At 69.4% G+C, this 25478-nt stretch carries 29 protein-coding genes and 3 pseudogenes; 17 read left to right on the plus strand and 15 right to left on the minus strand.

The window, feature by feature from the left end; all coding sequences use genetic code 11:
• Positions 1–458: 458 nt before the first annotated feature.
• The 3 genes from AB8998_RS11520 (at position 459) to AB8998_RS11530 (ending at position 2476) form a co-directional block, all read left to right on the plus strand.
• Positions 459–761, plus strand: a complete 303-nt coding sequence (locus tag AB8998_RS11520; RefSeq protein ID WP_369738092.1) for a hypothetical protein — start codon at positions 459–461, stop codon at positions 759–761.
• A 150-nt stretch (positions 762–911) separates the two neighbouring features.
• Positions 912–1844: an SAM-dependent methyltransferase gene (locus AB8998_RS11525; protein WP_369738093.1), complete on the plus strand. Its 933-nt coding sequence runs from the start codon at positions 912–914 to the stop codon at positions 1842–1844.
• Positions 1841–2476: a class I SAM-dependent methyltransferase gene (locus AB8998_RS11530; protein ID WP_369738094.1), complete on the plus strand. Its 636-nt coding sequence runs from the start codon at positions 1841–1843 to the stop codon at positions 2474–2476. Before AB8998_RS11525 ends, AB8998_RS11530 begins: the two co-directional genes overlap by 4 nt.
• Positions 2477–2494: 18 nt before the next feature.
• Here AB8998_RS11530 and AB8998_RS11535 read toward each other — a convergent pair whose 3' ends face one another.
• Positions 2495–2827: a hypothetical protein gene (locus AB8998_RS11535; RefSeq protein WP_369738095.1), complete on the minus strand. Its 333-nt coding sequence runs from the start codon at positions 2825–2827 to the stop codon at positions 2495–2497.
• Positions 2828–3304: 477 nt separating this feature from the next.
• Between AB8998_RS11535 and AB8998_RS11540 the strand changes: the two genes are divergently transcribed.
• The 3 genes from AB8998_RS11540 (at position 3305) to AB8998_RS11550 (ending at position 6555) form a co-directional block, all read left to right on the plus strand.
• Entirely contained in the window at positions 3305–4018 is a 714-nt protein-coding gene (locus tag AB8998_RS11540; protein WP_369738096.1) for a VIT1/CCC1 transporter family protein, read from the plus strand.
• A gap of 252 nt (positions 4019–4270) precedes the next feature.
• Positions 4271–5014: a thioesterase family protein gene (locus tag AB8998_RS11545; protein ID WP_369741525.1), complete on the plus strand. Its 744-nt coding sequence runs from the start codon at positions 4271–4273 to the stop codon at positions 5012–5014.
• On the plus strand, positions 5011–6555 hold the full coding sequence (locus AB8998_RS11550; protein WP_369738097.1) for a class I adenylate-forming enzyme family protein: 1545 nt from the start codon (positions 5011–5013) through the stop codon (positions 6553–6555). Before AB8998_RS11545 ends, AB8998_RS11550 begins: the two co-directional genes overlap by 4 nt.
• Before the next feature lie 10 nt (positions 6556–6565).
• Here the strand turns inward: AB8998_RS11550 and AB8998_RS11555 are convergent, their stop codons facing one another.
• Entirely contained in the window at positions 6566–7183 is a 618-nt protein-coding gene (locus tag AB8998_RS11555) for a TIGR03085 family metal-binding protein (protein WP_369738098.1), read from the minus strand.
• 139 nt (positions 7184–7322) lie between these two features.
• Here AB8998_RS11555 and htpG point away from each other — a divergent pair, with 139 nt between their 5' ends.
• The 4 genes from htpG (at position 7323) to AB8998_RS11575 (ending at position 10414) form a co-directional block, all read left to right on the plus strand.
• Positions 7323–9260, plus strand: coding sequence for a molecular chaperone HtpG (gene htpG, locus AB8998_RS11560; RefSeq protein WP_369738099.1), 1938 nt, complete (start codon positions 7323–7325; stop codon positions 9258–9260).
• A 69-nt stretch (positions 9261–9329) separates the two neighbouring features.
• Positions 9330–9545: a hypothetical protein gene (locus AB8998_RS11565; protein WP_369738100.1), complete on the plus strand. Its 216-nt coding sequence runs from the start codon at positions 9330–9332 to the stop codon at positions 9543–9545.
• A 166-nt stretch (positions 9546–9711) separates the two neighbouring features.
• Complete coding sequence (locus tag AB8998_RS11570; RefSeq protein WP_369741527.1) at positions 9712–9903, plus strand: long chain fatty acid-CoA synthetase Faa4p; 192 nt, start codon at positions 9712–9714, stop codon at positions 9901–9903.
• Positions 9904–10066: 163 nt separating this feature from the next.
• The gene (locus tag AB8998_RS11575; RefSeq protein ID WP_369738101.1) at positions 10067–10414 is read left to right on the plus strand and encodes a DUF732 domain-containing protein; all 348 of its coding nucleotides are present in this window, start codon (positions 10067–10069) and stop codon (positions 10412–10414) included.
• Positions 10415–10459: 45 nt separating this feature from the next.
• On the opposite strand, the gene AB8998_RS11580 is transcribed toward AB8998_RS11575, so the two are convergent.
• From AB8998_RS11580 to phnC, 4 genes are read right to left on the minus strand one after another with little or no spacing between them, the layout of a single operon-like run.
• Positions 10460–11470, minus strand: coding sequence for a phosphonate dehydrogenase (locus AB8998_RS11580; protein ID WP_369738102.1), 1011 nt, complete (start codon positions 11468–11470; stop codon positions 10460–10462).
• The gene (gene phnE, locus AB8998_RS11585; RefSeq protein ID WP_369738103.1) at positions 11467–12264 is read right to left on the minus strand and encodes a phosphonate ABC transporter, permease protein PhnE; all 798 of its coding nucleotides are present in this window, start codon (positions 12262–12264) and stop codon (positions 11467–11469) included. Before phnE ends, AB8998_RS11580 begins: the two co-directional genes overlap by 4 nt.
• Positions 12261–13142 carry a phosphate/phosphite/phosphonate ABC transporter substrate-binding protein gene (gene phnD, locus AB8998_RS11590; RefSeq protein WP_369738104.1) on the minus strand — a complete coding sequence of 294 codons (882 nt, stop codon included), beginning with the start codon at positions 13140–13142 and terminating at the stop codon, positions 12261–12263. The genes phnE and phnD overlap by 4 nt, the downstream gene beginning before the upstream one ends.
• Positions 13139–13909: a phosphonate ABC transporter ATP-binding protein gene (gene phnC, locus AB8998_RS11595; protein ID WP_369738105.1), complete on the minus strand. Its 771-nt coding sequence runs from the start codon at positions 13907–13909 to the stop codon at positions 13139–13141. Before phnC ends, phnD begins: the two co-directional genes overlap by 4 nt.
• 137 nt (positions 13910–14046) lie before the next feature.
• Here phnC and AB8998_RS11600 point away from each other — a divergent pair, with 137 nt between their 5' ends.
• Positions 14047–15060 carry a TIGR03617 family F420-dependent LLM class oxidoreductase gene (locus tag AB8998_RS11600; RefSeq protein ID WP_369738106.1) on the plus strand — a complete coding sequence of 338 codons (1014 nt, stop codon included), beginning with the start codon at positions 14047–14049 and terminating at the stop codon, positions 15058–15060.
• On the opposite strand, the gene AB8998_RS11605 is transcribed toward AB8998_RS11600, so the two are convergent.
• The 4 genes and pseudogenes from AB8998_RS11605 to AB8998_RS11620 all read right to left on the minus strand — a co-directional run bounded on the left by AB8998_RS11605 (position 15027) and on the right by AB8998_RS11620 (position 17005).
• Positions 15027–15923, minus strand: coding sequence for a DMT family transporter (locus tag AB8998_RS11605; RefSeq protein WP_369738107.1), 897 nt, complete (start codon positions 15921–15923; stop codon positions 15027–15029). The two genes, AB8998_RS11600 and AB8998_RS11605, sit on opposite strands and share 34 nt — an antisense overlap.
• A 97-nt stretch (positions 15924–16020) precedes the next feature.
• Positions 16021–16410, minus strand: a complete 390-nt coding sequence (locus tag AB8998_RS11610; protein WP_369738108.1) for a DoxX family protein — start codon at positions 16408–16410, stop codon at positions 16021–16023.
• Positions 16411–16437: 27 nt separating this feature from the next.
• Positions 16438–16842: pseudogene (locus AB8998_RS11615) on the minus strand (alcohol dehydrogenase); the annotation flags it as partial.
• Complete coding sequence (locus tag AB8998_RS11620) at positions 16766–17005, minus strand: alcohol dehydrogenase catalytic domain-containing protein (RefSeq protein ID WP_369738109.1); 240 nt, start codon at positions 17003–17005, stop codon at positions 16766–16768. The gene AB8998_RS11620 and the pseudogene AB8998_RS11615, both read right to left, overlap by 77 nt.
• Positions 17006–17103: 98 nt before the next feature.
• Here AB8998_RS11620 and AB8998_RS11625 point away from each other — a divergent pair, with 98 nt between their 5' ends.
• Positions 17104–18279: a thiolase family protein gene (locus AB8998_RS11625; RefSeq protein ID WP_369738110.1), complete on the plus strand. Its 1176-nt coding sequence runs from the start codon at positions 17104–17106 to the stop codon at positions 18277–18279.
• 88 nt (positions 18280–18367) lie between these two features.
• Here AB8998_RS11625 and AB8998_RS11630 read toward each other — a convergent pair whose 3' ends face one another.
• Positions 18368–18919, minus strand: coding sequence for a hypothetical protein (locus AB8998_RS11630; protein WP_369741528.1), 552 nt, complete (start codon positions 18917–18919; stop codon positions 18368–18370).
• A 182-nt stretch (positions 18920–19101) separates the two neighbouring features.
• On the opposite strand from AB8998_RS11630, the gene AB8998_RS11635 reads away from it, so the two are divergent.
• Positions 19102–19830 (plus strand): 3'(2'),5'-bisphosphate nucleotidase CysQ, encoded by a 729-nt coding sequence (locus AB8998_RS11635; protein ID WP_369738111.1) that lies wholly within the window; start codon positions 19102–19104, stop codon positions 19828–19830.
• A 140-nt stretch (positions 19831–19970) separates the two neighbouring features.
• On the opposite strand, the gene AB8998_RS11640 is transcribed toward AB8998_RS11635, so the two are convergent.
• The gene (locus AB8998_RS11640) at positions 19971–20876 is read right to left on the minus strand and encodes a haloalkane dehalogenase (RefSeq protein WP_369738112.1); all 906 of its coding nucleotides are present in this window, start codon (positions 20874–20876) and stop codon (positions 19971–19973) included.
• Between the two features lie 216 nt (positions 20877–21092).
• Here AB8998_RS11640 and AB8998_RS11645 point away from each other — a divergent pair, with 216 nt between their 5' ends.
• Positions 21093–21911, plus strand: coding sequence for a tyrosine-protein phosphatase (locus AB8998_RS11645; protein ID WP_369738113.1), 819 nt, complete (start codon positions 21093–21095; stop codon positions 21909–21911).
• Between the two features lie 5 nt (positions 21912–21916).
• Here AB8998_RS11645 and AB8998_RS11650 read toward each other — a convergent pair.
• Both AB8998_RS11650 and AB8998_RS11655 read right to left on the minus strand, forming a co-directional pair.
• Positions 21917–22483 (minus strand): annotated as a pseudogene (locus tag AB8998_RS11650) (aminotransferase class I/II-fold pyridoxal phosphate-dependent enzyme); the annotation flags it as partial.
• The gene (locus AB8998_RS11655; protein ID WP_369741529.1) at positions 22465–23094 is read right to left on the minus strand and encodes a S8 family serine peptidase; all 630 of its coding nucleotides are present in this window, start codon (positions 23092–23094) and stop codon (positions 22465–22467) included. The pseudogene AB8998_RS11650 and the gene AB8998_RS11655, both read right to left, overlap by 19 nt.
• 33 nt (positions 23095–23127) lie before the next feature.
• Here AB8998_RS11655 and AB8998_RS31695 point away from each other — a divergent pair.
• Positions 23128–23392: pseudogene (locus tag AB8998_RS31695) on the plus strand (transposase); the annotation flags it as partial.
• A gap of 160 nt (positions 23393–23552) precedes the next feature.
• Here AB8998_RS31695 and arsM read toward each other — a convergent pair.
• On the minus strand, positions 23553–24341 hold the full coding sequence (gene arsM / locus AB8998_RS11665) for an arsenite methyltransferase (RefSeq protein ID WP_369738115.1): 789 nt from the start codon (positions 24339–24341) through the stop codon (positions 23553–23555).
• An 86-nt stretch (positions 24342–24427) separates the two neighbouring features.
• Here arsM and AB8998_RS11670 point away from each other — a divergent pair, with 86 nt between their 5' ends.
• Together AB8998_RS11670 and arsD are read left to right on the plus strand one after the other, a co-directional pair.
• Positions 24428–24811, plus strand: a complete 384-nt coding sequence (locus AB8998_RS11670) for an ArsR/SmtB family transcription factor (RefSeq protein ID WP_369738116.1) — start codon at positions 24428–24430, stop codon at positions 24809–24811.
• Positions 24812–25072: 261 nt separating this feature from the next.
• Positions 25073–25465 carry an arsenite efflux transporter metallochaperone ArsD gene (arsD, locus tag AB8998_RS11675; protein ID WP_369738117.1) on the plus strand — a complete coding sequence of 131 codons (393 nt, stop codon included), beginning with the start codon at positions 25073–25075 and terminating at the stop codon, positions 25463–25465.
• The last annotated feature ends 13 nt before the right edge of the window (positions 25466–25478 follow it).

Below are 25478 nucleotides of genomic sequence, written 5' to 3' on the forward strand. Positions count from 1 at the left end.
CCACGCCCTCCTCGCGGACGAGGCGCGCCAGTGCCCGCGTCCACTCGACCGGTTCGTACCTCGGCTGCGGTGTGCGGAGTGTCTTCGTGACGTGCGAGGAGTACCGCGTGATGGGAAAGGGCACCGAGTCCGAGCTCAGCACCGTGTGCTCCGCGGCGCCCATCAGCCGGGCCGGCTGAGTGCCAAAAGCGACCGACCGAACGTGATCAACACGGTTTTCGCAGTTGCAGCCATCGCTTTCGGGGAATGCTGCTTCGCTGAATCGTCCGCCGGTGAGCCGGCCCACCGCCGCGTCGCGTCGACGATGCGGCCGGCCCGGCCGCCCGGTCGTCGCCGGCGAGGGCGAAGCCCCGGCCGGGCACGCCGCGCAGGGGCGCCGAACTTTGTCCCGGAAACGGCGACACGCGCGGGCCGAGGCGAGCACAATCGTTTCCGCCGCCGGCGGGAGGAGAAACGACATGAGCGAGGCGATCGCGGCGCGGTTTGCGCCCAGGCGAGTGCTGCGCGGTTGCGCGCCGGCTGCCCTCGCGGTCGTGCTGGGCCTGCCGGTGAACGGTCTCGCCGCCCCGGCGATCGCCCGGGCCGATCCGCCGGATTGCGCCCCGGGCTGGGTCTGGAGCCCCAACCTGAACCAGTGCGTGTTCTGGCTGCCGACCGCGAACGGACCCGGTGGGCCGGGCCGCCCCGCAGGGCCGGGGGGACCGGGCGGTCCTGGGGGCCCCGGCGGTCCCGGGGGCCCGGGTGGTCCCGGCCCCCGCTAGCCCTTGCGCCGGGCGAGACCGAACTGAGCGTGATCGTCGCACAATCGCCGCGCTGCACGCAGGGTTGACGCCGTGGGCGGGATTCTGCCGCCCCCAGTCGTTATAGTGGCTAAATAAAAGCTCCGGATCCGACGGTGGGGGAACAGGCGCATGCCACGCACAGACAACGACACCTGGAATCTGGCCACCAGCGTGGGCGCGACGGCCACCATGGTCGCGGCGGCACGGGCGATCGCCACCAAGGCCGATCACCCGGTGATCCAGGATCCGTTCGCCGAACCGCTGGTCCGTGCCGTCGGCGTGGACTTCTTCACGCGCTGGGCCGGGGGCGAACTGGCTGCTGCCGACATCGACGACGACGAGTCCACCTGGAAGCTCTCGCATATGCCCGACGCGATGGCCGCCCGGACGCGCTTTTTCGACTCGTTCTTCCAGGAATCGGCGCGGGCCGGCATCCGCCAGGCCGTGATCCTGGCGTCGGGCCTCGACGCGCGGGCCTACCGTATGGAATGGCCGGCCGACATGACGGTGTTCGAACTCGACCAGCCGCAGGTGATCGAGTTCAAGGCCACCACCCTGGCGGGGCTGGGCGCCACACCGCAGGCCGAATTGCGCACGGTGGCAATCGATCTGCGGCAGGACTGGCCCACCGCCCTGCTGGATGCCGGCCTGGACCGCAGCCGGCCCACGGCCTGGATCGCCGAAGGCCTCTTCGGCTACCTGCCGCCGGCGGCGCAGGACAGGCTGTTGGACGACATCACCGCGCTGAGCGCGGACGGCAGCCGGCTGGCCTGCGAGGCGGTGCCGAACATGTCGCAGGTGGACCACGAGCGGGCCCGGGAGATGATGCGCAGGGTCACCGCCAAGTGGCGCGACCACGGCTTCGACTTCGAGTTCTCCGATCTCGGCTTCGAGGGGGAGCGCTCCGACGTCGCCGCCTACCTGGAGGACCTGGGATGGCGGACGGCCGGGGCGCCGATGAGTCAGTTGCTGGCCGACAACGGTCTTGCCGCGATCCCGCAGGGCAACGACTCGGTGTCGCTGGCCGACACCGTCTACTACAGCGCCACGCTGAGCAAATGACGTCCGCGCAACGCCGGGGGCTCAACGACGCGGTCACCCGCATGTGGAGCTTCCTCGCCCCGGTCTACGACCTGCCCTTCCTGCAGCAGTGGGTCTACCGGCCCCCCCACGACGAGGTGATCGCTCAGTTGCGCGCCCATGGCGCGCAAGAGATCGCCGACATCGCTTGTGGTACGGGTATTCTCAGTGATCGCATCGAGCGCGAACTGCATCCGGAGCGGATTTTCGGGGTGGACATGTCCGACGGCATGCTGGCCCAGGCCCGCGCCAGGTCGAGCCGCGTGCGGTGGCTGCGCGGGCCGGCCGAGCAGCTGCCCTTCGACGACGGGGCGCTCGACGCCGTCGTGACGACCTCGGCCTTTCACTTCTTCGACCAACCCGCTGCGTTGCGTGAGTTCCATCGTGTGCTGGCGCCCGGCGGACTGGTGGCCGTGGCGGCGCTGAGCACGCGGCAGCCGCTGCTGCAGGTGCCGGCGGCGAACAGGTGGAAACCACAGCACAACGCGTCGCCGGCCGAGATGCGGACGATGTTCGAGAACGCCGGGTTCACCATCAGCGATCAGCACCGTATCCGGCGACCGGTATGGATGCGGGTCATCTCCGACCTGATCACCGTCGGCACCAAGAGCTGAGGCGGCCGGCGCCGTGCGTCAGGCGGCGAGCTTGTCCCGCGGGGCGGGGCGGGAAAGTTGCCCGCCGACAACCACGACACGCGAGGGCCGGTAGCCGTGGATTCGTGGGGCCGGGACCGCCCGTCGGCGTGCCGCACGCTCCCGGTTGTGCTCTGCCGTCCACCCGACGAAGTCGGCGACGACCCACCCGGCGCCGCACAGCGCCAACGCGACCCCGAACTCGAAAGGCGTCCCGGCGGCGAGCGCGGCCAGGGCGCAGATGCCCGACAGGGTGGCGGTCGTCAGCGCGCCGGCGTACACGGCCATGCGTGCAGCGTGGCTGTGCATCGGGAGCCCAATGTGGGTGGCCATCGCTTCTCCTGTCCGGTCGAGACTCCGGCTGGCGGAACCCAAACCGTGACCACAATGTTTCGCTACCGAGACCTCGCCGACGAGTGCCACAGGGCACGGCGATGGCGTGGCGAAGGGCCTCAAACCCGAGGGTCCAAAGTCACCCTGTGAATGCCGTTCGGCTACAGCGCGACCCACACCCCAAAACAACCGGAACACCGGTTTTCACCCTCCGCTGGTGAATTCCTCGAGAACTCCCCGACACCCCGAACGTCGGATGGGGTGCCTCTGGATTAGCTGCGCCGTGCCCGGGTGCTGTTCCCGCTGCACCCCGGGGTCTGTCCCGCGGCAAGGCGCAGAATGCTTATCGAGGCATGCGAACGCGCGCGGACCAGGCCGTACCGGGCGCACGTCGGTGTAGCTGGCGGTCCGCCCGAAAAACCTTTGGCAAGGCTATCTTTGCTGTTCGGCTAGGTTTTCGGCGTATATTGTTCCGCCGTGCCCGATACGTCGCACCCCGCAGAGCCCCATGTCGGTTCGGTGTCGTCGAAGCTGAACTGGCTGCGCGCCGGAGTCCTGGGCGCCAACGACGGAATCGTCTCCACGGCCGGCATCGTGGTCGGTGTCGCGGCCGCGACGGTGGAACGCGGTCCGATCCTGACGGCCGGGGTCGCCGGGCTGGTGGCGGGGGCGGTGTCGATGGCGCTGGGCGAATACGTATCGGTCAGCACCCAGCGCGACACCGAGCAGGCGTTGTTGACCAAGGAGCGCCGCGAGCTGCGCGACGACCCGGCCGCCGAATTGGACGAACTCGCCGCGCTGTACGAGGCCAAGGGGCTGTCGCCGGCGACCGCGCGCACCGTGGCCGAGGAGCTCACCGACCACAATCCGCTCGTCGCCCACGCCGAGGTCGAATTGGGTATCGATCCCGACGAGCTGACCAACCCGTGGCACGCGGCGTCGTCCTCGGCGCTGTCGTTCGCGGTCGGCGCCACGCTGCCGCTGGTCGCCATCCTGGCGCCGCCGATCGCGTGGAGAATCCCCGTGACCGTCGTCGCGGTGCTGCTGGCCCTGCTGATGACGGGGGTTGTCTCGGCCGGGCTGGGCGGTGCCCCGAAGGGACGGGCGGTGCTGCGCAACGTCGTCGGCGGCGGCCTGGCGTTGGCCACCACGTACGTGATCGGTCATCTGGTAGGCGCCGCGATCACCTGACGCCGCTGAAAGCGTCCGATATCGTTGTGTCATAGCGGGTTTGGCGCTGAGCGGTGCCGCGGCCGCCGGACTGGAAGCGGAACTGTAATATCGACAGTTGCCGCTTACCGAGGAGGAGCCCGTGAACGTGCCGCTGCCGCTGACGCGAAGGGTCGCGCGGTGACCGAATCGAAGACCGCGCCGGACGATGTCGACTCGCCGGAGTCGGCGCCGTACTTCTTCCGCGACGGAAACCTCTACCTCCCAACCAGAATGGCCCGCGGCGGCTGGGGGCCGTCGATCAGCGGGCACGTCGTCGGCGCCCTGTTGGGCTGGGCCGCGGAACGCGCGGTCGACGACGCCCATCTGCAACCCGCCCGGCTGACCGTCGACCTGCCCCGGCCCACCGCGCTGGAACCGCTCGAGGTGCACACCCGTGTCCACCACGACCGCAAGCGGCTGCGGCTCGTCGAGGCCGTTCTCATCCAGGACGGCTCCCCGGTGGCGCGGGGGAGTGCGCTGTTCCTGCGGCGCGGCCCGCAACCCGACGGCGACGTGTGGTCCCAGCCAGTGCAGATGCCGCCGGTCCCGCTCGGGACGGATGGCGCACCGTCGACGCTGTTCATGCGCACCTACGGCTGGGGTTCGGAGGTGCAGAACCCCGACCCGGACTGGCCCCGCGAGCCGGGGCGGAAATACACCTGGCTACACGAAACGCGGTCGTTGATCGACGGCGAACCGCTCACGGCGTTCACCCGCGCGGCCATGGCCGGCGACATCACCGCCTCGCTCGCCAACTGGGGCACGAGCGGACTGCAGTTCATCAACGCCGACTACACCGTCATCCTCAGCCGCCTGCCCGAAGGGCCCCACCTCGGGCTGGCCTCGCTGACCCATTCCAGCCACCAGGGCGTGGCCACCGGCTCGGCTGTCCTGGTCGACCCGCACGGCCCGATCGGCAGCGCCGTCTCGGTCGCGATCGCACACTCCGGATTTCGGCCCCCGCCGGCGGTATGAGCACGTTCTGGGCGTTGATCGCCGACGCGGCACGGCGCGCATCGGACCGCCCGCTGCTCGCCGACGAGCACGGTCGCAGCCTCACCGCCCGCCGCCTGCACGACGCCGCCTGCTCGACGGCCGCCGCGCTCGCCCGCCGCGGGATCGGCCCGGGCACCGTGGTGTCCTGGCAGCTGCCCACCACGCTGGAGACCATGGTGGTCATGGCCGCGCTGGCCCGGCTCGGGGCGGTGCAGAACCCGATCATCCCGATCCTGCGCGAACGTGAGGTCGGCTTCATCACCGGCCAGGTGGGGACCGAAGTGCTTGTCGTACCCGAGGTTTGGCGCGGATTCCAGCACGGTGAGATGGCGCGTGCGCTGGCGCGGGAACAGGGGTTCGACGTCGTCACCGTCGAGTTGTCCGCACCGCCGGCGGCCGATGAGCTGCGCCTGCCGCGGGCCGGCGCCGAGGCACTGGCACCGCCGCCGGAAGCCAGCGACGACACCCGCTGGATCTACTACTCGTCGGGAACCACCGCAGCCCCCAAAGGGATTCGGCACACCGACGCCTCGGTGATCGCCGGCTCGGCGGGCGTGGTGGGCATGGTGGGCGCCGGCAGCGGCGACGTGGACCCGATCGCCTTCCCGGTCGCGCACATCGGCGGCGCCGCGATGCTGGCCGCCGCCCTGTCGACCGGGATGCGGTTGGCGCTGTTCGAGGCGTTCGATCCGGCCACGACACCCCTGGCCGTCGCGGCGCACAACCCGACGTTCCTGGGCACCGCCACCCCGTTTTTCGTGGCGTTTCTGCAGGCCCAGGAGGCGAACGCCGACCGGCCGCTGTTCCCGTCGCTGCGCGGCTGTCTGGCCGGCGGTGCGCCCATCACCGCCGAGCTGGGGCGCCGGGTCCGCGAGACGTTCGGCGTGGCCGGCGTCGCCAACGCCTGGGGGATGACCGAGTTCCCCTGCGCGACCTCACCGTCGCTGACCGCCGCGCCGGAGGTGCTCGACCACACCGTCGGCCCGCCGGTACCGGGCGTCAGCGTCCGCGTCGTCGACAGCGGCGGCACCGAACTGCCCGCCGGAGGAGAGGGGGAGCTGCGGCTCAAGGGACCCCAATGCTTCCTCGGCTACGTCGACCCCGCCCTGGACGCCGACGCCTTCGACCGGCGGGGCTGGCTGCGCACCGGCGACCTCGGACTCGTCGACGCCGACGGCAACGTGCGGGTGACGGGGCGCATCAAGGACGCGATCATCCGCAACGCGGAGAACATCTCGGCCCTCGAGGTCGAGAATGCGCTGGCCACCCACCCCGCGGTCGCCGACGTCGCCGTGATCGGGGTGCCCGACCCGCGCACCGGGGAGCGGGTGTGCGCCGTGGTGGTGCCCGCGCCGGGCCCCCCGTCGATCCCGGTGACGCTGGAGGGCCTGGTGGAGCACTGCCGCGCGCACGGGCTGAGCCGCTACAAGCGCCCGGAACGGGTCGTCATCGTCGACCACCTGCCGCGCAACCAATTCGGGAAGGTCGTCAAGAAGGAGCTGCGCGAGGCGTTCGGCTGAGGACGGGCTGCTACAAGCCCTTCGGCGCGTCGCGCACCGCCTGCACCGCCGCCGCGTCGCCGTCGAACTCCACCCGGGCGGCACGGCCGACGGCGAACAGCAGCAGCTCCTCGGGCAACCCGGTCACCGTGACCGCGGGACCTTGCCCGGCGGTCAGCACCGTTTTGCCTTCCGAGGTGCGCAACGCGACCCGGGCGGGGAGCTTGGCGAGCGTGAGGCGGGCCATCAGCGGCAGCGTGCGGCGCAGCGCGGCCACCAGGTTCTGTTCGAGCACGCGCGGCGCCCAGTCCGGCTGCGCGCGGCGCACGTCCTCGTGGTGGATGAACATCTCGGCGACGTTGGCCACCGGGTCGAGCAGCTTGAACGGCGAGTACAGCGGCGGGCCGGACGCCACCTTGTCCAGCAGCTCCGCCCAGTCCCGCCCGGCCACCTCGTCCTGCACCTTGGCGGTGTGCGAGGCGAAGAACGGGATCAGGATTCCCGGCGCGGCGTCGGGGCGGTACTCGCGGATGACCAGATGGGCCGCCAGGTCCCGCGTCTTCCAGCCCTCGCACAGGGTGGGCGCATCGGGCCCCACGTCGCGCAGGGTGTCGACGAGGGCGGCACGTTCGCGTCGAGCTACGGACACCGGTTCTCCTTCGGTAGGGCCGCGCCTGATCGGCGTCGATGACTCACGACAGTAGTCCTGTCAGCGCTGAGCGAACCCCCCGGCACGAGCGCTGCGCGCCTCGCTAAGTTTGAGGCGTCATGTCGTCGAACGGAGTCTCATGAACGCGCGTGTTGAGCAGATGGAGTTCCAGGCCGAGGCCCGCCAGCTGCTGGATCTGATGATCCACTCGGTTTACTCCAACAAGGATTCGTTCCTGCGGGAGCTGATCTCCAACGCCTCCGATGCCCTGGACAAGCTGCGGCTGGAAGCCTTCCGCAACAAGGACCTCGACGTCGACACCTCCGATCTGCACATCGAGCTGGAGGTGGACAAGGAGGCCCGCACCCTCACGGTCCGCGACAACGGCATCGGCATGACCCGCGCCGAGGTCGTGGACCTGATCGGGACGCTGGCCAAGTCGGGGACCGCCGAGTTGCGCCAGCAGCTCAGGGAGGCCAAGAACGAGGCCGCGTCCGAGGAACTGATCGGACAGTTCGGGATCGGTTTCTACTCGAGCTTCATGGTCGCCGACAAGGTCGAGCTGCTGACACGCAAGGCCGGCGAGAGCGAGGCCACCCGCTGGGAATCCAGCGGTGAGGGCACCTACACCATCGAGGCCGTCGACGCTGCTCCCCAGGGCACCGCGGTCACCCTGCACCTCAAACCCGAGGACCCCGAGAACGAGCTGCACGACTACACCTCGGACTGGCGGCTGCGGGGCCTGGTCAAGAAGTACTCCGACTTCATCGCCTGGCCCATCCGGATGGAAGTCCAGCGACGCACCCCCTCCGAGGACGACAGCGGCGACGAGGTCGTCACCACCGAGATCGAGACCCTGAACTCGATGAAGGCGCTGTGGGCCAGGCCCAAAGACGAGGTCTCCGACGAGGAGTACAAGGAGTTCTACAAGCACATCGCGCACGCCTGGGACGACCCGCTCGAGGTCATCGCGATGAAGGCGGAGGGCACGTTCGAATACCAGGCGCTGCTGTTCATCCCGTCCCACGCCCCGTTCGATTTGTTCGACCGCGACGCCCACGTCGGGATCCAGCTCTACGTCAAGCGCGTGTTCATCATGGGTGACTGCGACCAGCTGTTGCCGCACTACCTGCGCTTCGTCAAGGGCGTCGTCGACGCACAAGACATGTCGCTCAACGTCTCCCGCGAAATCCTGCAGCAGGACCGGCAGGTCAACGCGATCCGCCGCCGGTTGAGCAAGAAGGTCCTCTCCACCATCAGGGACCTGCAATCCGAGCGGCCGGATGACTACCGCACCGTGTGGAACCAGTTCGGCCGGGCCATCAAGGAGGGCCTGCTCTCCGACGCCGACAACCGGGAGACGCTGCTGGAAGTCAGCTCGTTCGCCTCCACCCACAGCGAGGACGAGGCCACCACGCTCGCCGAGTACGTCGGGCGCATGAAGGAAGGCCAGACGCAGATCTTCTACGCCACCGGCGAGACGCGCCAGCAGCTCACCAAGTCACCGCACCTCGAGGCGTTCAAGGCCAAGGGGTACGAGGTTTTGCTGCTCACCGACCCGGTCGACGAAGTGTGGGTGGGCGTGGTCGACGAATACGACGGCAAGCCGCTGCAGTCGGTGGCCAAGGGTGAGGTCGACCTCGACAGCGAGGAGAACATCAGCGAGGCCGAACGCGAGGAGCAGCAGAAGGACTTCGCCGACCTGCTGGGCTGGCTCAAGGAGACCCTGAGCGACCACGTCAAGGACGTGCGCCTGTCCACCCGGCTGACGCAGTCGCCGGCCTGCCTGATCACCGACGCGTTCGGGATCACGCCGACGCTGGCGCGCCTCTACCGGGCCACGGGACAGGACGTTCCGCTCGGGAAACGGATCCTGGAGCTCAACCCGGACCATCCGCTGGTCACCGGGCTGCGCCAGGCGCACCACGACCACGCCGGCGACGACGCCGCGCTCGCCGAGGTGGCCGAGACCGCCGAACTGCTCTACGGCACAGCCCTTCTCGCCGAGGGCGGTGCGCTGGAGGATCCGGCCCGGTTCGCCGAGCTGCTCGCCGATCGCCTGGCCCGCACCGTGTAGCACGCGCATCTCACGGGCCGACGGACATCGGTGTGATTGAAATCCGGTCGCCGGGGATAAGCTCATCGCATGGCCGCGTTTCGCGTCATCGATCCGCACGGCACGGTCGTTGCGACCAGGAACTTCGCCGGTGCCGAACGCGCGCACGCGTGGTTTTTGGGCCTCGTCGCGGGCCGTTCCGAGCTGGGCTGGCGCATGGAGGTCGACGACGACGGGCGCTGGGCGTTCTTCGATGACACCCAAGGTTTTACCGCGCCGGTGAGCCGCCATCCGCGATCGGGCTGACGGGGGACTGCCCCGATTTGGTGCTGATCACGCTCGGCAGTAGTGTGGCCCACGGCTCAACGAAGACCGAGAAAGAATTCGCATGCAGACCCACACGCTTTCGCGCCGCTCGTCCGCGGATTCCCTGCGCCGTTCCCACTGCCGCCGGCCCCGGCGCCCGGCCCCCGTGGCGGTCATCGGCCAGTGCTTCGACATCGAGGTCGAGCGCCAGGCCGGCGGATGGCTGATCCGCATCCCCGAAATCGGCGCCGTCACCCACTCCAGCCGCCGCGCCGACGTGGAATTCGCCGCGCGGGAATGCATCACGGTGCGCACCGGAATCCCCCTGGGCTACATCGCGGTCCGCATCCGCGACTGAATTCTGCCGGCGCTGCCGCAGCTTGGCGCGGCAATTCGCCAGAATTCGCGCCGGCGGCGTGCACTAATTCCTCGTTCCTCGCGGGTTTTGCTGTTCTTCATATTCGTGCCGCTTCGAGCCCGCACACTGACGGCATTGTCGTCTGAGGAAGGGATCGCATCGAATGCCCTCGTTTCGCTGGCTGGCCGCACTGGCCGTCCCCGTCGTCGTCTCCGCCGCCCTGGTCGCCGGCGCCGCGACCGCGACCGCCGACGCCGCCGATGACACCTACCTCGCCCAACTGCATGCCGCCGGCTTCACCTGGCCGCCGGACCACGCGGGTGCGCTGACCGCGATGGGGCGCCTCGTCTGCGACGACCTCGCGTGGGGATGGACCTATGACCACATTGCCCAGGACATCCACGCCAACCTGGACCAGAGAAACGTCACGGTCGGGGACGCCCACACGATGGTGAGCCTCGCGCATTCGACCTATTGCCCCAACCAGAGGTGCTCGACCGAGCAATGCTGAGCGCCGATTCGACACCCGCCATGCGGGTTTGACGGAGGCCGGCGATCAAGGTCCGACGCGGTTCGCGGCGACGGAAGGCGGCTTGCCGGCGCAAACATCGAGGATGCTGCGTGCCGCCGCCGTCTCGATCCGCAGGCGCACGTCGCGCACAGCCGAACCCAGGTGCGGGGTGAACAGGGTCCGGTCGTGGGCGAGCAGGCCGGGCGGGATGTCCCGCGGCCTGCCCGGATCCGACCAGTCCTCGAACGCGAAGACGTCGGCGGCATAGCCGCCCAGGTGGCCGGACGCCAACGCGTCGGCGACGGCGCTCTCGTCGACGACCGAACCGCGGCCCACGTTGACCAGCAGCGCCCCTGCCGGAAGCCGTTGCAGCGCAGCCGGTCCGATCAGGTGGCGGGTCTCGGCGGTCAGGGGTGCGGTGAGCACGACGGCGGTGCTGGACTTCAACAGCGTGTCCAGCGGCACCGCGCGGGCGCCCAGCTCCGCCTCGTCGGCGGCCGGCAGCGGGGCGGGGTCGGCGTAGAGCAGTTCCGCGTCGAACGCGCGCAGGCGGCGGGCCACCGCACGGCCCACCGCACCCATCCCGACGATCCCGACCCGACGACCGGCCAGCCCGCCGCCGTAGAGTTCCGGCCGCCAGCCCCGGTGGCGGCCCGACCGGACGTGGCGGTCCCCGGCCGGCAGGTGGCGGTCGAGCGCGATCAGCAGCCCGACCGCCAGGTCGGCGGTGGGGACGGTGAGCAGGTCCTCGACGTAGCTGACCCAGATTCCCCGGGCGGTGCAGGCCGCGACGTCGATGTTGTCGAAGCCCTTGAGCGCGCCGGCCACGAGCCGCAGCCGGGGGCTGTGGCCCAGCAGCTCCTCGTCGACGTGGTCGGGCATGAACACCAGCAGCGCGTCGGCGTCGCGGCATCGGCTCAGCAGCTCACCCCGGGGCAGGCTCCCGGGTGTCTGGTTGGCGACCACCTCGCACGACCGGCCGAGCAGGTCGAGCACCTCGGAATGCACGCGGTGGGTGATGACGACCCGAAACGGCCGCGGGTCAACCGGATTCATGCGAACCTGCGGCGCAGCCAGCCGCTGAGGCCGTCGACGACGGTGACGGTGGCCAAGATGACCAGCATGATCGCGGCCACCTGCCGGTACTCCAATATCCGCAGCGCGGCCATCAACTGGAAGCCGATGCCCCCCGCACCGACCAGACCGAGCACCGTGGATGCCCGGAAGTTGTGCTCCCAGCGGTAGATCGACACGTCGGCCAGCCGGGGCAGCACCTGAGGCAGGACACCGTGCATGATCACCTGCGCCGGTCGCGCCCCCACCGCCCGCGCCGCCTCGATCGGCGCCGGGCTGACGTGCTCGATGGCTTCGGCGTAGAACTTGCCGACCATGCCCACCGAATGCATCCCCAGCGCCAGCACCCCCGGCAACGCGCCGAACCCGACGGCGGCCACGAACACGATCCCCATGATGAGTTCGGGCACCGCGCGCAGGCCGTTGAGGATCGTTCTGGCCAGGTGGTACACCACCGGATGCGGGGACGTGTTGCGTGCGGCCGCCAGCCCGAGCGGCAGCGACAAGGCGATCGCGATCGCGGTCCCGGCCACACTCATGGCCACGGTGTCGATCAGCGGCCGCACCCAGGTTGCGGCGCGGCCGAAGTCGGGGGGCCACATCTCCCCGAGCAGCGAGAACAGCGCCGGCAGCCCGTCGCTGAGTCGTCGGGCGTCCAGCAGCCCGACATAGGCGCAGCAGCCGAGCACGACCGCCCCGACCGCCCCGACCCACAGCAGCGTACGGAGGCGCCGGCGCTCCTCGAGGCGCGCGATCGCCGCGTACTCGGCCGTCATTTGCTCAACGAGGACAGGTCGAGCCCCAGCTGGGTGCTCAACTGGCGGACCACGTCGTAGTCCGCGTCGCCCACGGGCGCGAACGACGCCGCCTTGAACGGCTTGAGCACCGCCGGATCCTTAAGGCTCAGAAACGCTTCCACGACCGCGGACTTCAGTTTCGGGTCCAGGTCGCTGCGCATGGTCCAGGGGTAGTTCGGGTAGGGCTTGGACTCGGCGAGAACCCGCACCTTGGCCGGGTCGATCTTGCCCTGCTGGACCAGCGTGTCGAAGATCGGCTTGCTGATGCCGCCCCCGGCGGCGTTGCCGTTCTGCACCGCAAGGGCGACGGCGTCGTGGGCGCCCACGAACTGCTCCTGATAGTTCTGCCCTGCCTTCAGGCCCTGATCGGCCAGCATCGACTTGGGGATCAGGTGGCTGGAGGTGCTGGCGGGATCGCCGTACGCCATCGTCTTGCCCTTGAGGTCGGGGATCGCGGCGATGTGCTGGGCGACGTTTCCGATCACCAGGGCATGGTAGACCGGCGGCCCGCCGGGCTCCTCGACCAGCGCCGCGAACGGCTGGACGTCGGGATCTTTCGACCGCGCAAGCACATACGACAGGGGGCCGAAGTAGGCGAGCTCGAGCCGCCCGCGCCGCATCGCCTCGATCATCGACGAATAGTCCGTGGTGACAACCAATTCGACCTGCTTGCCGAGTTTGGACTGCAGATAGTTCTTCAGCGGCTGGTTGTTCTGGATCACCGTGGCCGCGTTCTCGTCCGGCAGCAGGGCGACCCGCAGCGTTCCCGGGTTCGACGCCGCCTGGTCGTGCGAGCTCCCACAGGCGCCGACGACGAACGCCAGCAGGGCGATTACCAAAATACGGACGGCCTTCATGAGCATTCCTTTGTCGTCGGGACGATCTGGTGGTTCTGACTGGGGGAGCGATAGATCCGGGCGATCTGCGCCGCGTCGATGCGGCCGGGCGCGTCGTCGACCACCACCCGGCCCTCGGACAGCCCGACGATGCGGTCGGCGAAGTGCCGCGCCAGGTCGACCTGGTGCAGGCTGACCACGGCGGTGATGCCGTCCTGGCGGCATATCTCCCGCAGCAGGCTCAGCACGCCGACCGCGGTTTCGGGATCCAGGCTGGCCACCGGCTCGTCGGCCAGGACGATGTCGGGCTGCTGGGTCAGCGCCCGGGCGATCCCGACCCGCTGCTGCTCGCCGCCGCTGAGCCGGTCCGCGCGCACCGTCGCCTTGCCCAGCAAACCGACCCGGTCGAGCGCACCCAGGGCGCGGTAGGTGTGCGCGCGGTCGGTCCGCCACAGCCCGTGCAGCAGGCCGGTCGACGCCACCGAGCCGAGCAGCGCGTTGCGCAATGCGGTGTGCCGGCCGATCAGCTGATGCTGCTGGAAGATCATGCCGGTGCGCCGCCGGTGCGCGCGGATCCTGGCGCGGTTGTTCAGTTTTCCCACCCCGGCCACCTCGATGTGCCCGCTGGTCGGCGTCACGAGATGGTTCATGCACCGCAGCAGGGTCGATTTGCCCGCCCCCGACGGGCCCAGCAGGACGGTGAAGGTACCCGCGTCGAACCGGGTGGTCAGCGGGTGCAGCGCGACGGTGGTCTCGTACCGCACGCCCACGTCGAACAGCTCGATCACAGTTCCCCAACTTGCATGGCAATCCGGAAAATAGGCGTCGATCATGAACCGCCGGCAACCGCCCGGTGAACACGAGACATTCGCCGAGTCGGGAAGCGGCTCAGCCGGCGCCTGGACCCCCGTCGTAGGCTCCCATCATGCACGTCGACGCGATGACGACGCCCCAGCCCCTGCACCGCGCCGGTGACCTCGCCCGTCGCACCCAGTCGGCCGGCTTTTCCGGCCTGCTGTTCACCGAGACGGGGCGCACGGCCTACCTCAACGCCGCGGTGGCATCGCAGGCCGCTCCCGGCCTCGAGCTGTGCACCGGGGTGGCGGTCGCCTTCCCGCGCAGCCCGTTCGTCACGGCGGCCGCGGCGTGGGAGTTGCAGGAGGCCACCGGCGGCAACTTCCGGCTCGGCCTGGGCACGCAGGTGCGCACGCACGTGGTGCGCCGGTACGGGATGCCCTTCGAGCGGCCCGGCCCACGGCTGCGCGACTACGTGCTGGCCGTGAAGGCGTGCTTCTCGGCGTTTCGCACCGGGAACCTGGATCACCACGGCGAGTTCTACGACCTCGACTTCATCACCCCGCAGTGGAGTCCCGGGCCCATCGAGGCGCCCGATCCCAAGGTCGACATCGCGGCGGTGAACCCGTGGATGCTGCGGATGGCGGGCGAGGTGGCCGACGGGGTGCACATCCACCCGATCGGCGAACCCGGCTACATCACCGGCCACGCGCTGCCGAACATCGCCGACGGCGCGGCGAAAGCGGGGCGCGCGGCCTCGGACGTCGCGGTGATCGTGCCGGTGCTGACGATCGTCGGGGACAGCGACGAAGAGCGCGACCGGGAGCGAGAAGTGGTGCGCGCCAGCATGAGTTTCTACGGCAGCACCCCCAACTACGCGTTCATCTGGGACGAGGCCGGGTTCGAGGGCACGACCGCCCGGATCCGGGAGAAGCAGAAGGCCGGCGACTTCGCCGGGATGGCGGCCCAGATCAGCGACGACCACATCGCCGCCTTCGCCACGGAGTCGACCTGGGACGGGCTGGCCGATGCGCTGACCGACAAGTACGCCGGCATCGCCACGCGCCTGGTGCTCTACAACGCCCTGGGCGACGCGGACCGGGTGGAGCGCTACGGCGAGGTGGCCCGCCGCGTGCGGGGCTGATGCCTTTCGGTGGGTGTCGCGGCCTGGCTGCGGGCCAGCGCCACCGTCGCGGCGGCCATCACCGCGACCGACACGCCCAGCGCCACCAGGCCGAGGGTCTCGGTGGTCAGCGTCTCGCCCAGCACGGTGACGCCGAGCGCCGAGCCCACGAGCGGCTCGGCGACGGTCACCGCGGGTAGCGACGCGGTCAGCGGCCCGGCGCGGAACGCCGATTGCTCCCAGGCGGTCGCGGCGACCGCCAGCACCGCCCACACGTAGACCTCCGGTGCGCGCAGCAACGCCGGGATGCCGTGGCCGAGCTGGCCGACGACGCCCTTCATCAACACCGAGAACAGGCCCCACAGCGAACCCGACAACAGGCCCAGCAGGAGTGCGGCCACCGAGCCGGGGAACATGCGCGCGCCGAGCACGCAGAGGATCAGCGCCGGCCCCATGATCGCCACCACGATGCTCCACGTGTGCAGGGACCCGCGCGGGGTCCCGGCCTGCGGGTCGCCGACCGTGACCACCACCGTCACCGCGGCGGCCAGCAGCACAGCCCAAAACCCTTGCCGGCGTGTGATTCTGCGGTGGTTGGCGCGGGCGCTGATGACCAACGCGAACAGCAGCGAGGTCACCAGCAGCGCCTGCACCAGCACGACCGAGCCGAAGCCGAGCGCTGCGGCCTGCAGCCCGAAGCCGGCGCCGGCCACCAGGCTGCCCACCCACCATTGCCGGTCGCGCAGCAGCCGACGGAACAGGGCGACGGTGCCGACGGGCTGCTGGGTGACCTGTTGGGCGGAGCGCTGCTGCACGACGTCCCCGATGCCCATCATCAGCGCGGCCGCCACCGCCAGCGCCGCCGCGATGTCGGTCTTCCCCATCAGTGCCTCCTCGTGCGGCGAGCGTGCGCAGATTGCCGTCCGCAGCGGCGTGTCGTCGTACGTACACGCACGCTCGCGGGGAAGGGGCGGCAGCGGGTCAGCTGGTGCGCCTGATTTTCAGGGCGATGGCGACCATCGGAATCTGCAGCGGCAGCCGGGCCAGGGCGACGGCGCGCATCGGCCAGGGCTTGTCCCACCACAGCCGGACCATGTTGACGTTGGCGGGGAAGACGCCGACGAACAGCGCGGCGGCCGCCAGCGCCGCCGATCGCCGGGTGCGCCGCGGGACCAGCAGCGCCCCGACCGCGATCTCGGCGACCCCCGACGCGTAGGTGTAGAGGCGGGCGCTGCCGGGCAGTTCGGCGGGCACGATGGTGTCGAAGGGCTTGGGCGCCACGAAGTGCAGGGTGCCCACGCCGAGCAGCATCGCCGCGACCCGGTAGGCGGCTGTTCTGCTGGCGTCACGTCGAGCTACGGCTGAGGTCATGCGTCGATTGTGTCGTGTCCGCCCGGCTTACGCGCGGTCGGCGTCGGTGAAGCGGATGATCCCGCGGATGATGCGGCCCTCGAGCATGTCGCGGTAGCCGTCGTTGATCTGCTCGAGCGTGTACTCCCGGGTCACCATGTCGTCGAGGTTGAGCAGCCCCAGCTTGTACAGCTCGAGGATCGCGGGGATGTCATGCTGCGGGTTGCCGCCGCCGAACATGCTGCCCTGCAGGCTCTTCTGCAGCAGCGTCAGCCCCGCCAGGTTGAGCGTGACCTCGTTGGCCAGCACGTTGCCCATCGCCGTGAGGACGCAGGTGCCGCCCTTGGCGGTCAGCCCCATCCACGCCTCCACGTCGTCACCGTCGCAGTGCCCGACGGTGACGATCACCTCGCGGCACATCGCGCCCCACGTGGTCTCGGCGATCGCGGCCGCCTTGCCCGATCTCGGTGACGATGCCGGCACCCTCGTGCCCGCCCAGCACGGGATAGCTCGGGATGGGGAAGTCGCCGGTCAGCAGATGGTGATCGGAGTGGCACAGACCGGCCGTCTCCAACTGGACCGTCACCTCGCCGCGGCGTGGCCTCCGTCGCGTCACCGAGCCCTCGCCGGTCAACTTAGCCCATTACTATTGTCTATACAGTATTTGATACGATTCGCCGCGTCCGACCGTCAGACAGCTCGAGGGGCAGAACCATGGCTACACCCGTAATCGTCGGAGCCGTCCGGACGGCGATCGGCCGCTCCTTCAAGGGCGCACTGGTCAACACACCGCCCGAGGCGCTGATCACCACCGTACTGCCCGAGGTGATCCGCCGGTCGGGCGTCGACCCGTCCGTCATCGACGACATCATCTTCGCCGAATCGCATTACGGCGGTGGTGATTTGGCGCGGTATGCGGCCACCGCGACCGGCCTGGAGGACATTCCCGGCCAGTCGGTGAACCGGCACTGCGCGGGCAGCCTCACCGCGATCGGCAACGCCGCCGCGCAGATCGGCTCCGGGATGGAGCGGGTGCTCATCGCCGGCGGCGTGCAATCGCTGTCGATGACGCCGCTGACCAACTGGCGGATCCCGGGCCCGGAGTTGAAGTTCGAGGAGCAGTGGATGCCGCCGACCCATGTCGAGACCCCCGACGCGCCCGCCAAGGACATGTCGATCACGGTGGGCTGGAACACCGCGCAGAAGGTCGGCATCACCCGCGAGGAGATGGACGCGTGGGCGGCCCGCTCCCATCAGCGCGCGATCGCGGCGATGGACGCGGGCAAGTTCGCCGACGAGATCATCCCGCTGAAGATCACCCAGGCCGACGGTTCGGTCACCGAGTTCTGCGTCGACGAGCACCCCCGGCGCGACACCACCGTCGAGAAGCTCGCCGGGCTCAAGGTGCTGCACCCCGAGATCGAGGGCTTCTCGATCACCGCGGGCAACAGCAGCGGCACCAACGACGCCGCCGCGGCAGTCGCGCTCGTCGACCGCGAGTACGCCGACGCCGAAAACCTCGACGTGATGGGCACGGTCAGGGCGTGGGCCGCCGCGGGCGTGCCGCCCCGCGACACGGGCCTGGGCGCGGTCAAGGTCATCGGGAAGGTGCTGCAGCGGGCCGGATTGTCGGTCGGCGACGTGGCGCTGTGGGAGATCAACGAGGCGTTCGCCTCCGTGCCGATCGCGGCCTGCCGCGAGTACGGCCTCGACGAGGAGAAGGTGAACTTCTCCGGCAGCGGCTGCAGCCTCGGCCATCCCATCGCCGCCTCGGGTGCCCGCATGGTCACCACGCTGATCTACGAGCTGATCCGCCGCGGCGGCGGCATCGGCGTCGCGGCGATGTGCGCCGGCGGCGGGCAGGGCGGCGCCGTCGTCGTCGAGGTCTAGCGGCGATCCCGAGCGCGGCCCCGGAATATACGAGCCGGGCGAAGCGGGTCGCCGCCATCGGGCCAGCGGCGATCGCGAGCGGCAACCCTCAGTTGCAGAAGGTGTAACCGATGAACTCGGCTCCCTGCAGATCGGCGCCCGAGTAGTTGACGTAGTGCACCGCCGGCGCACCGTCGTACCGCGCGTTCATCTTCTGGGCGGCCGCCGGGGGAACGTCGGCGGGAAACGCCAGGATCATGTCCGCGAATATCTGCAGGCCGGCCTGGCAGATGGCGTCGGGGCGCGGCGGCCGCGGATTCCACGCATGCACGACCACCGGGTCTTTGAGCTGGTAACCGGTCGCACAGTTGGGGTCGCAGATCTTGAACACGGCGGTGCCTTTGCCGTCGGCGCCCTGCGGTCCCCACGACGTCCACGACATGCCTTGCAGCGCAACGGCTACGCTGGCACAGCCCACGATGTTGAGCGTTTTGGGCCGCTCGAGCGGGGGTACCGACGGGTTGTAGCAGCCCGGAATGGCGTACGTGGCCGGCGGCGCCTGGGTCGCGGGCTGCGGCGGTGTGCGGTGACCGCGGGTCAGCGTCACGACGACGAAGGCGGACACGCCGATGAGCACCGCGGCCAGCGCGGCACCGATCACGATCAGCCGCGTGCGGGTGATGCGTCGCCACCCGCTCGCCGCGGGGACATTGTCGGTCTTCAACAGATTCGCTCCCCCGAGAGAAATGTCACGCGGGGAGATTACTGCGCCGCGGGCGCCCCAGGGTAGGTTTGACCAACCTGACCGGCGTATCGAGGTGTGATGGTCCGTGGAGTTCACCGATGAATGACCACCAGCTGGCCGCGCGACTGGCCACCGAGGCGGGGCGGCTGCTGCTCAGGGTGCGCGAGGAATTCGCCGATGCCGAGGCCGGCGAGCGGAAGAACGCCGGGGACAAACGATCTCACGAGTTCCTGATGGAGGCGCTCGCCGGCGAACGGCCCGACGACGCGGTGCTGTCCGAGGAGGGCGCCGACGATCCGGTGCGCCTGCGCTCGGAGCGGGTGTGGATCGTCGACCCGCTCGACGGGACGCGGGAATTCTCCGAACTCGGCCGCGACGACTGGGCGGTGCACGTGGCGCTGTGGCAGGCCGGCGAGTTGGTGGCCGGTGCCGTGGCGCTGCCGGCGCAGGCGATCACGCTGGCGACACCCCATGTCGATGCGCCGCCCGCCGCCCCCGACCAGCCGCGCATCGTGGTCTCGCGCACCCGCCCGCCCGCCATCGCGCTGGCCGTCCGCGACGCGCTGGACGGCGTCCTGGTGGAAATGGGTTCCGCCGGCGCCAAGGTGGCCTCGATCGTGCAGGGCCTGTCCGACGTCTACGTCCACGCCGGTGGCCAGTTCGAATGGGACTCGGCCGCACCGGTGGCGGTGGCCCGCGCGGCCGGATTGCACACGTCCCGCATCGACGGGTCCGCGCTGGTCTACAACCAGCCCGACCCCAAGCTGCCGGACCTGGTGGTGTGCCGTCCCGAGCTGGCCCGCGCGGTGCTGGCCGTCACCAGCTGACGCGGCGTCGGTCGCCGGGCGCAAACGCCTTGCGAGCAGCGCGTATTCGTACCGGAGTCGGGTGCGCCGAGATTGCCGTCAGGGCTGTGTCCCGGCACCTTGAACGACCACCACGGCAATCTGGCTGCGGTGACGCGCGCTCAGCGGATGGCCTGCTGCCAGGACAGGACTCGCTGGGCCAGTTCCGGGCCGCTGTCCTCCTGGATGAAATGGCTCGCATCGATGCGGGCGTGTGGCTGGCCGGCGGCGCCGGGAATGTGGTCGATCAGGGGACGGTCGGCCTTCCCCAGGATGGGGTCGCGGGAGCCGAAGATGGCAAGGAACGGCTTTTCCCAGTGACCCAGTGCGTCCCAGGCGGCCCGGTTGGCGGGGACGGCCGGGTCGTCGGGCGAGGTCGGCACCAACTGAGGGAAGGCGCGCGCCCCGGCCTGGTACGCCTTGTCCGGAAAGGGTGCGTCGTAGCCCGCCCGCACCTTGGCGGGAACGCGGCGGACGGTGCCCACGGCGACCAGGCGGCCGGCGGGCAGCACGGGGGAGTAGCGCGCGAAGGCGCGCCACGCGTAGAGGGCGGGAGGGGTGCTCTGGCGGGCCGTCGGCAGAAACCCGTTCGCCACCACCAGCCGCGCGATCCGGTCGCCCTGCTCGGCGGCGATGCGCAGGCCGATCAGCGATCCCCAGTCCTGAACGAACAGCGTGACGTCCCTGAGATTGAGCAGCTCGAACCACGAGGTCACCCACTCGACGTGGCGCAGGTAGGTGTAGTCCTCGACCCGGCTGGGCTTGTCGGAACGGCCGAAACCGATCAGGTCGGGAGCGAGCACCCGGTACCCCGCGTCGGTCAGCGGCGGAATCATCGTCCGGTACAGGTAGCTCCACGTGGGTTCGCCGTGCAGCAGCACGATCGGGGGGCCCTCGATGGGGCCTTCGTCGAGGTAGTGCATCCGCAACGGCCGGGTGTCGCGCACCGTCACCTCGAGGTAGTTCGCTACGAACGGATAGCCCTCCAGGTTTTCGAATCGCGAGTCGGGGGTTCGCAGCACATGCATATTCAGTACCTCCGGGGCGCGGACACCACTGCAAGCCTCTCTCCGCGACGCGAATTCGTCCAGTAGCAGTTTTCACCGATGCTGTCATGGGCCGGCGGAAAGGCTTTGACGGGGCCGTCAAAACTCGACACCGCCCGGCAGCGGACCGTTTATGTCCGGCGGCTATGCAGATGAGAACGACGGTGCCGAGCGGCGCTTTACTAGGATGCGAGCAACATGGACGACACGGATCTCTCGAATAGGCCGGCCGCGATGACCGCCGACGTGTCCGGCGCGTGGAACTGCCGGGATGTCGCGCTGGCGACGGGGATACGTCCCGGCCGTTTCTTCCGGTCCAGCGAGCTGAGCGCGCTGGACGACGCCGGCCGCGCGGCGCTGGGGCGCCTCGGGGTCACCGATGTGGCCGACCTGCGGTCGGTCACCGAGGTGGAGCGCCACGGCGGCAGCGCCGTGCCCGAGGGTGTCGTGGTGCATCGGCTCGCGTTCGACGGCGAGCACGCCGCACCGCACGAACAGGCTTTCGAGCGGATACTCACCGACAAGCCCGACGACGAGGAGCCGGTCGCGGCCGCGCGCCGGTTCATGATCGAGGAGTACGAACGGTTTTCGGCGCTGCCCGGCACCCGCGCGGCGGTGGGGCAGGTCATCCGGATGATCGGCGACACGCGATCGGTCCTGGTCAGCTGCTTCGCCGGCAAGGACCGCACCGGTCTTGCCGTCGCCGTCGTGCTGGAAGCCGTCGGAGTGGACGACGACCTGATCAAAGCCGATTTCCTGGCCAGCAACGACTCGGTTCCGATGCTGCGCGAACGCATCCTGCGCAGCGTCGAGGAGCGCAGCGACAGCGTGACTCCCGAGATCCTCGACTACGTGCGGACCCGGCTGCCCGACCAGGTGCTCGGTGTGCGTGAGGAGTACCTCGAGGCCGCCCGCAAGACCATCGACGACCGGTACGGTTCGCTGCGCGGGTTCCTCGACGCCGCCGGCGTCGACGACGGCGCGGTGCGGCGCGCCCGGGCCGCACTCGTCGGCTGACGCGGCTACCGCGAATCGCGGAGCGCCCGGCCCATTCGCGACACCGCCTCGACGAGAATCGCTTGCGAGGTGGCGAAGTTCAACCGCACATGTCCGGTGCCGCCGGTTCCGAAGACGTGGCCGGAACTGAGCGCGACGCGGGCGTGGTCGAGAAACCAACGGGCCGGCCCGGCCAGATCGGCCACCACTGGGAGGCCATCGCCGATCTCCTCGGGGCAGCCGAGTTGCCGGCAATCCAGCCAGGCGAGATAAGTGCCCTGCGGCGGTGCATATCTCACCGCGGGCAGGTGCTCGGCGACGAGGTCAGCGAGCAACCGCCGGTTGTCGTCCAGTCCGTGCAGCAGCGTGTCGAGCCAGTCGGCTGCGCTCCGGAACGCTTCGGTGTGCGCGATGACGCCGAGGTGGCTGGGCCCGTGGCTGACCTCTTCGGGCATCCGGCGCAGGTCCGCCGCGGCCTGCGGGCCGGCGATCGCCAGGGCCGCCTTGAGCCCCGAGAGGCTCCACGCCTTGGAGGCCGACATCAGGGCGAACGCGTCCTCGGCACCGGGGACGGTCAGATACGGGACGAAACGCAGGGCTGCATCGATCCATCGATGAGATCATTGGGGCGTGCGGCCTGTCGCGCAACCAATGCGGCAGCGAAACTGGTTCCTGTTACGTGAGTTTCATTGCGGCCTGCAGGAGTCGCCACCTTGAGCCCGGGGCTATGAGGCGAGAGGCCACGTGACGTGATCACTTTCTGTGCTGTTGCACCGCCGACACAGATCGCTCCGCCACCGTGAGCCATTACGTCCGGCTTGATGCTGCGGCGATATCCACTTCCCGTCGCTGTCACGAGGCTGATACTTCGACATCCGTCCGCCGGGTCGACAAGGTAGCCCTGCGCAACTGCGTCAGTACCCTCGTCGTGAGTGGCGCACACGATGATTGCATTGACAGCTTCCGCCGGAGCAAGCAGCCTCTGTTCATTCTGTCGATGATCGATGGCTACTAGCAGAATCTGACGCCGGTCAGTTCCCACCGCTCCCGTGAGATCGGTTGACACCAAAAGGCTTAGCGCGAGCTTGCCATGATTTCCAGCGGATATTACGACAAGAACACCACGGGAGGTATGACACAACTTGCAACCCCTGCGGCGATGGCCGCGCCGGAGGGGCCTGTGACGCTGTACTTCGAGTTTCATGTTGTCGGCCCCGAACACGACGCCTCTTCACTCCTTGCCCGCTCGGGCACTGTTCACGGCGGGCGGCCGCTCGCCGAGGCAGGCGATTGCCGACCTCGTTTCCCCCACCCCCGAGTCGCAGGCTGGCCTGGCGGGCGTCGCCCCTTCTACCCGCCAGTCCAGCCAAGTCAAACACGTCGGATACCGTTGGGCAGCAGACAAACAGCTCCGAGACGCCGTCTGTGACTTCGCCGGCGACAGACGCCGAGCTAACCTTTGGGCCACCGACCTGCACAATCGCACCCAAGCCATCGGCCACCCTTCAGACCCTCCTCAACCAGGAACCACAGACGGCACCTTGACACAGGGCTACTCATGGGTTTCTCTCCCGGTGCGCGGTGGCGGGCCGTTTCGCTGGCAACTGTCAACGTGCAGCGGTGCTGGCGTGGTGGCGCGATCGTGTTTTCTGTGCGGCTGCCTCAGTCGGAGGACGTGGTCGGTTTGGTGGCGCGGATGATCGCGCCGTGCATTCCTTGGGCGACTTCGTGGGTGAAGGTGACGGTGGCATCGGTGAATCCGGCTGCGGCCAGCCCGTCGAGGTATTCCTGGCGGGACAGCGCTCCGGCGATGCAGCCGACGTAGGAGCCGCGTTCGGCGCGCTCGGCCGCACTGAGCTGGTCTTCGGCGACCACGTCGGAGATCCCGATCCGCCCGCCGGGGACCAGGACGCGGAACATCTCGGCGAGCACGGCCGGTTTGTCGGCCGACAGGTTGATCACACAATTGGAGATCACCACGTCCACGGCGGCGTCGGGCAGCGGTATGTCCTCGATGGTGCCCTTGCGGAACTCGACGTTGGTGGCACCAGCCTTGGCTTTGTTCTCCTCGGCCAGGGCGAGCATTTCGTCGGTCATGTCAACGCCGTAGGCGAACCCCTCTGGGCCGACCCGGCGCGCCGACAACAACACATCAATGCCGCCGCCGGAACCCAAGTCAAGCACCCGTTCGCCCGGGTGCAGGTCGGCGACCGCGGTCGGGTTACCGCAGCCCAAGCTGGCCGCGAGCGCTTCGGCGGGAATCTCGGAATGCTCGTCGGTGCCGTAGAGGCCGGCGCCGAAGATGGTCCCAACATCGGCCGAGTCGCTTGACCCGCAGCAGCTCGCGGCGGTCAGCACGTCGCTGTTGGTGTCACCGCTATGCGCCGCGGTGGCGGCGGCGCCGTAGCTCGCCCGGACCTGATCGCGCAGCTCGTTGTGTTCGGCAGTCATCCAACCCACTCCTTCCATCGACGGATATCTATGGGTTCAGTGTGCACGACTAATCGATGACTGTCAATGTGTGTCATACTGGGGCCATGCCCGCCACGACCAAGTCTCTGACCGAACGCGACGACTCGCGGCCGGTGGCCGACCTTGCTGCGTGCTGCAGCCCGATCACCGACGGCGTGCTGGACGCGGCGGCCGCCGAGCGGCTGGCCGGCGTGCTCAAGGCGTTGGCCGAACCGACGCGGCTGCGGCTGGTGTCGCTGATCGCGGGCCATGAGGGTGCGGAGGCGTGCGTGTGCGAGCTGACCGCGCCGGTCGGGCTGTCCCAGCCGACGGTGTCGCACCACCTCAAGATCCTGGTCGAGGCAGGCCTGCTGGAACGAACACAACGCGGCAAGTGGGCCTACTACCGGGTGGTGCTCGCCACCCTGGATGCACTCGGTGAGGTGTTTGTCGGTCCGCGCCGTCACTGACATCCTCAGCAGCCGCCTCCGCCTCCGGCTGGACAGCAGACTTGTCCATCTGGGGGTTCACTCGCAGCATCGATGTCCACCGTCGTTTTATCTGAGGCATCCGAGGCGGCGGCGGTGAATGCTCCGCTGACGAGTCCGTGAGTGTTTGCAATCATCCGCAACTGGAACGGCCCGACGCTCGGCCGCGTCTCCTAGACCGCTGGTTTCGACAAAGACCCGAAACCACATCGTTCACCTGCCCAAGCAGAGGAGAAAGTGAAGATGAGCAAAATTGAGGTATTCGAACCCGCGCTATGCTGCGCCACCGGTGTGTGCGGTGAGGACGTCGACCAAGACTTGGTGACGTTTTCGGCCGACATGGATTTCGTCCGGAGTCGCGGCGGGGAGGTGGTCCGCTACAACCTGGCGAGCGAACCGCTCGCGTTCGCCGAAAACGATGCGGCGAAGGCGTTTTTGGAGGTTGCCGGCTCTGAGGGGCTGCCGCTGATCCTGGTCGACGGTGTCACCGCGACGACCGGCCGCTACCCCGACCGCGCGCAGCTGGCCCGCTGGGCCGGCGTGGCGGCCGACGAAGCAGCGTCGCCGGTGATGCTCGGAGTCACCGAAACAGGCGCAGGCGGCTGCTGCGGCGGCGCAGACACCAGCTGCTGTTGAGATGGGTTGGGAC

The sequence above is a fragment of the Mycobacterium sp. HUMS_12744610 genome (assembly GCF_041206865.1).
Classification (GTDB): Bacteria; Actinomycetota; Actinomycetes; order Mycobacteriales; family Mycobacteriaceae; genus Mycobacterium; species Mycobacterium servetii.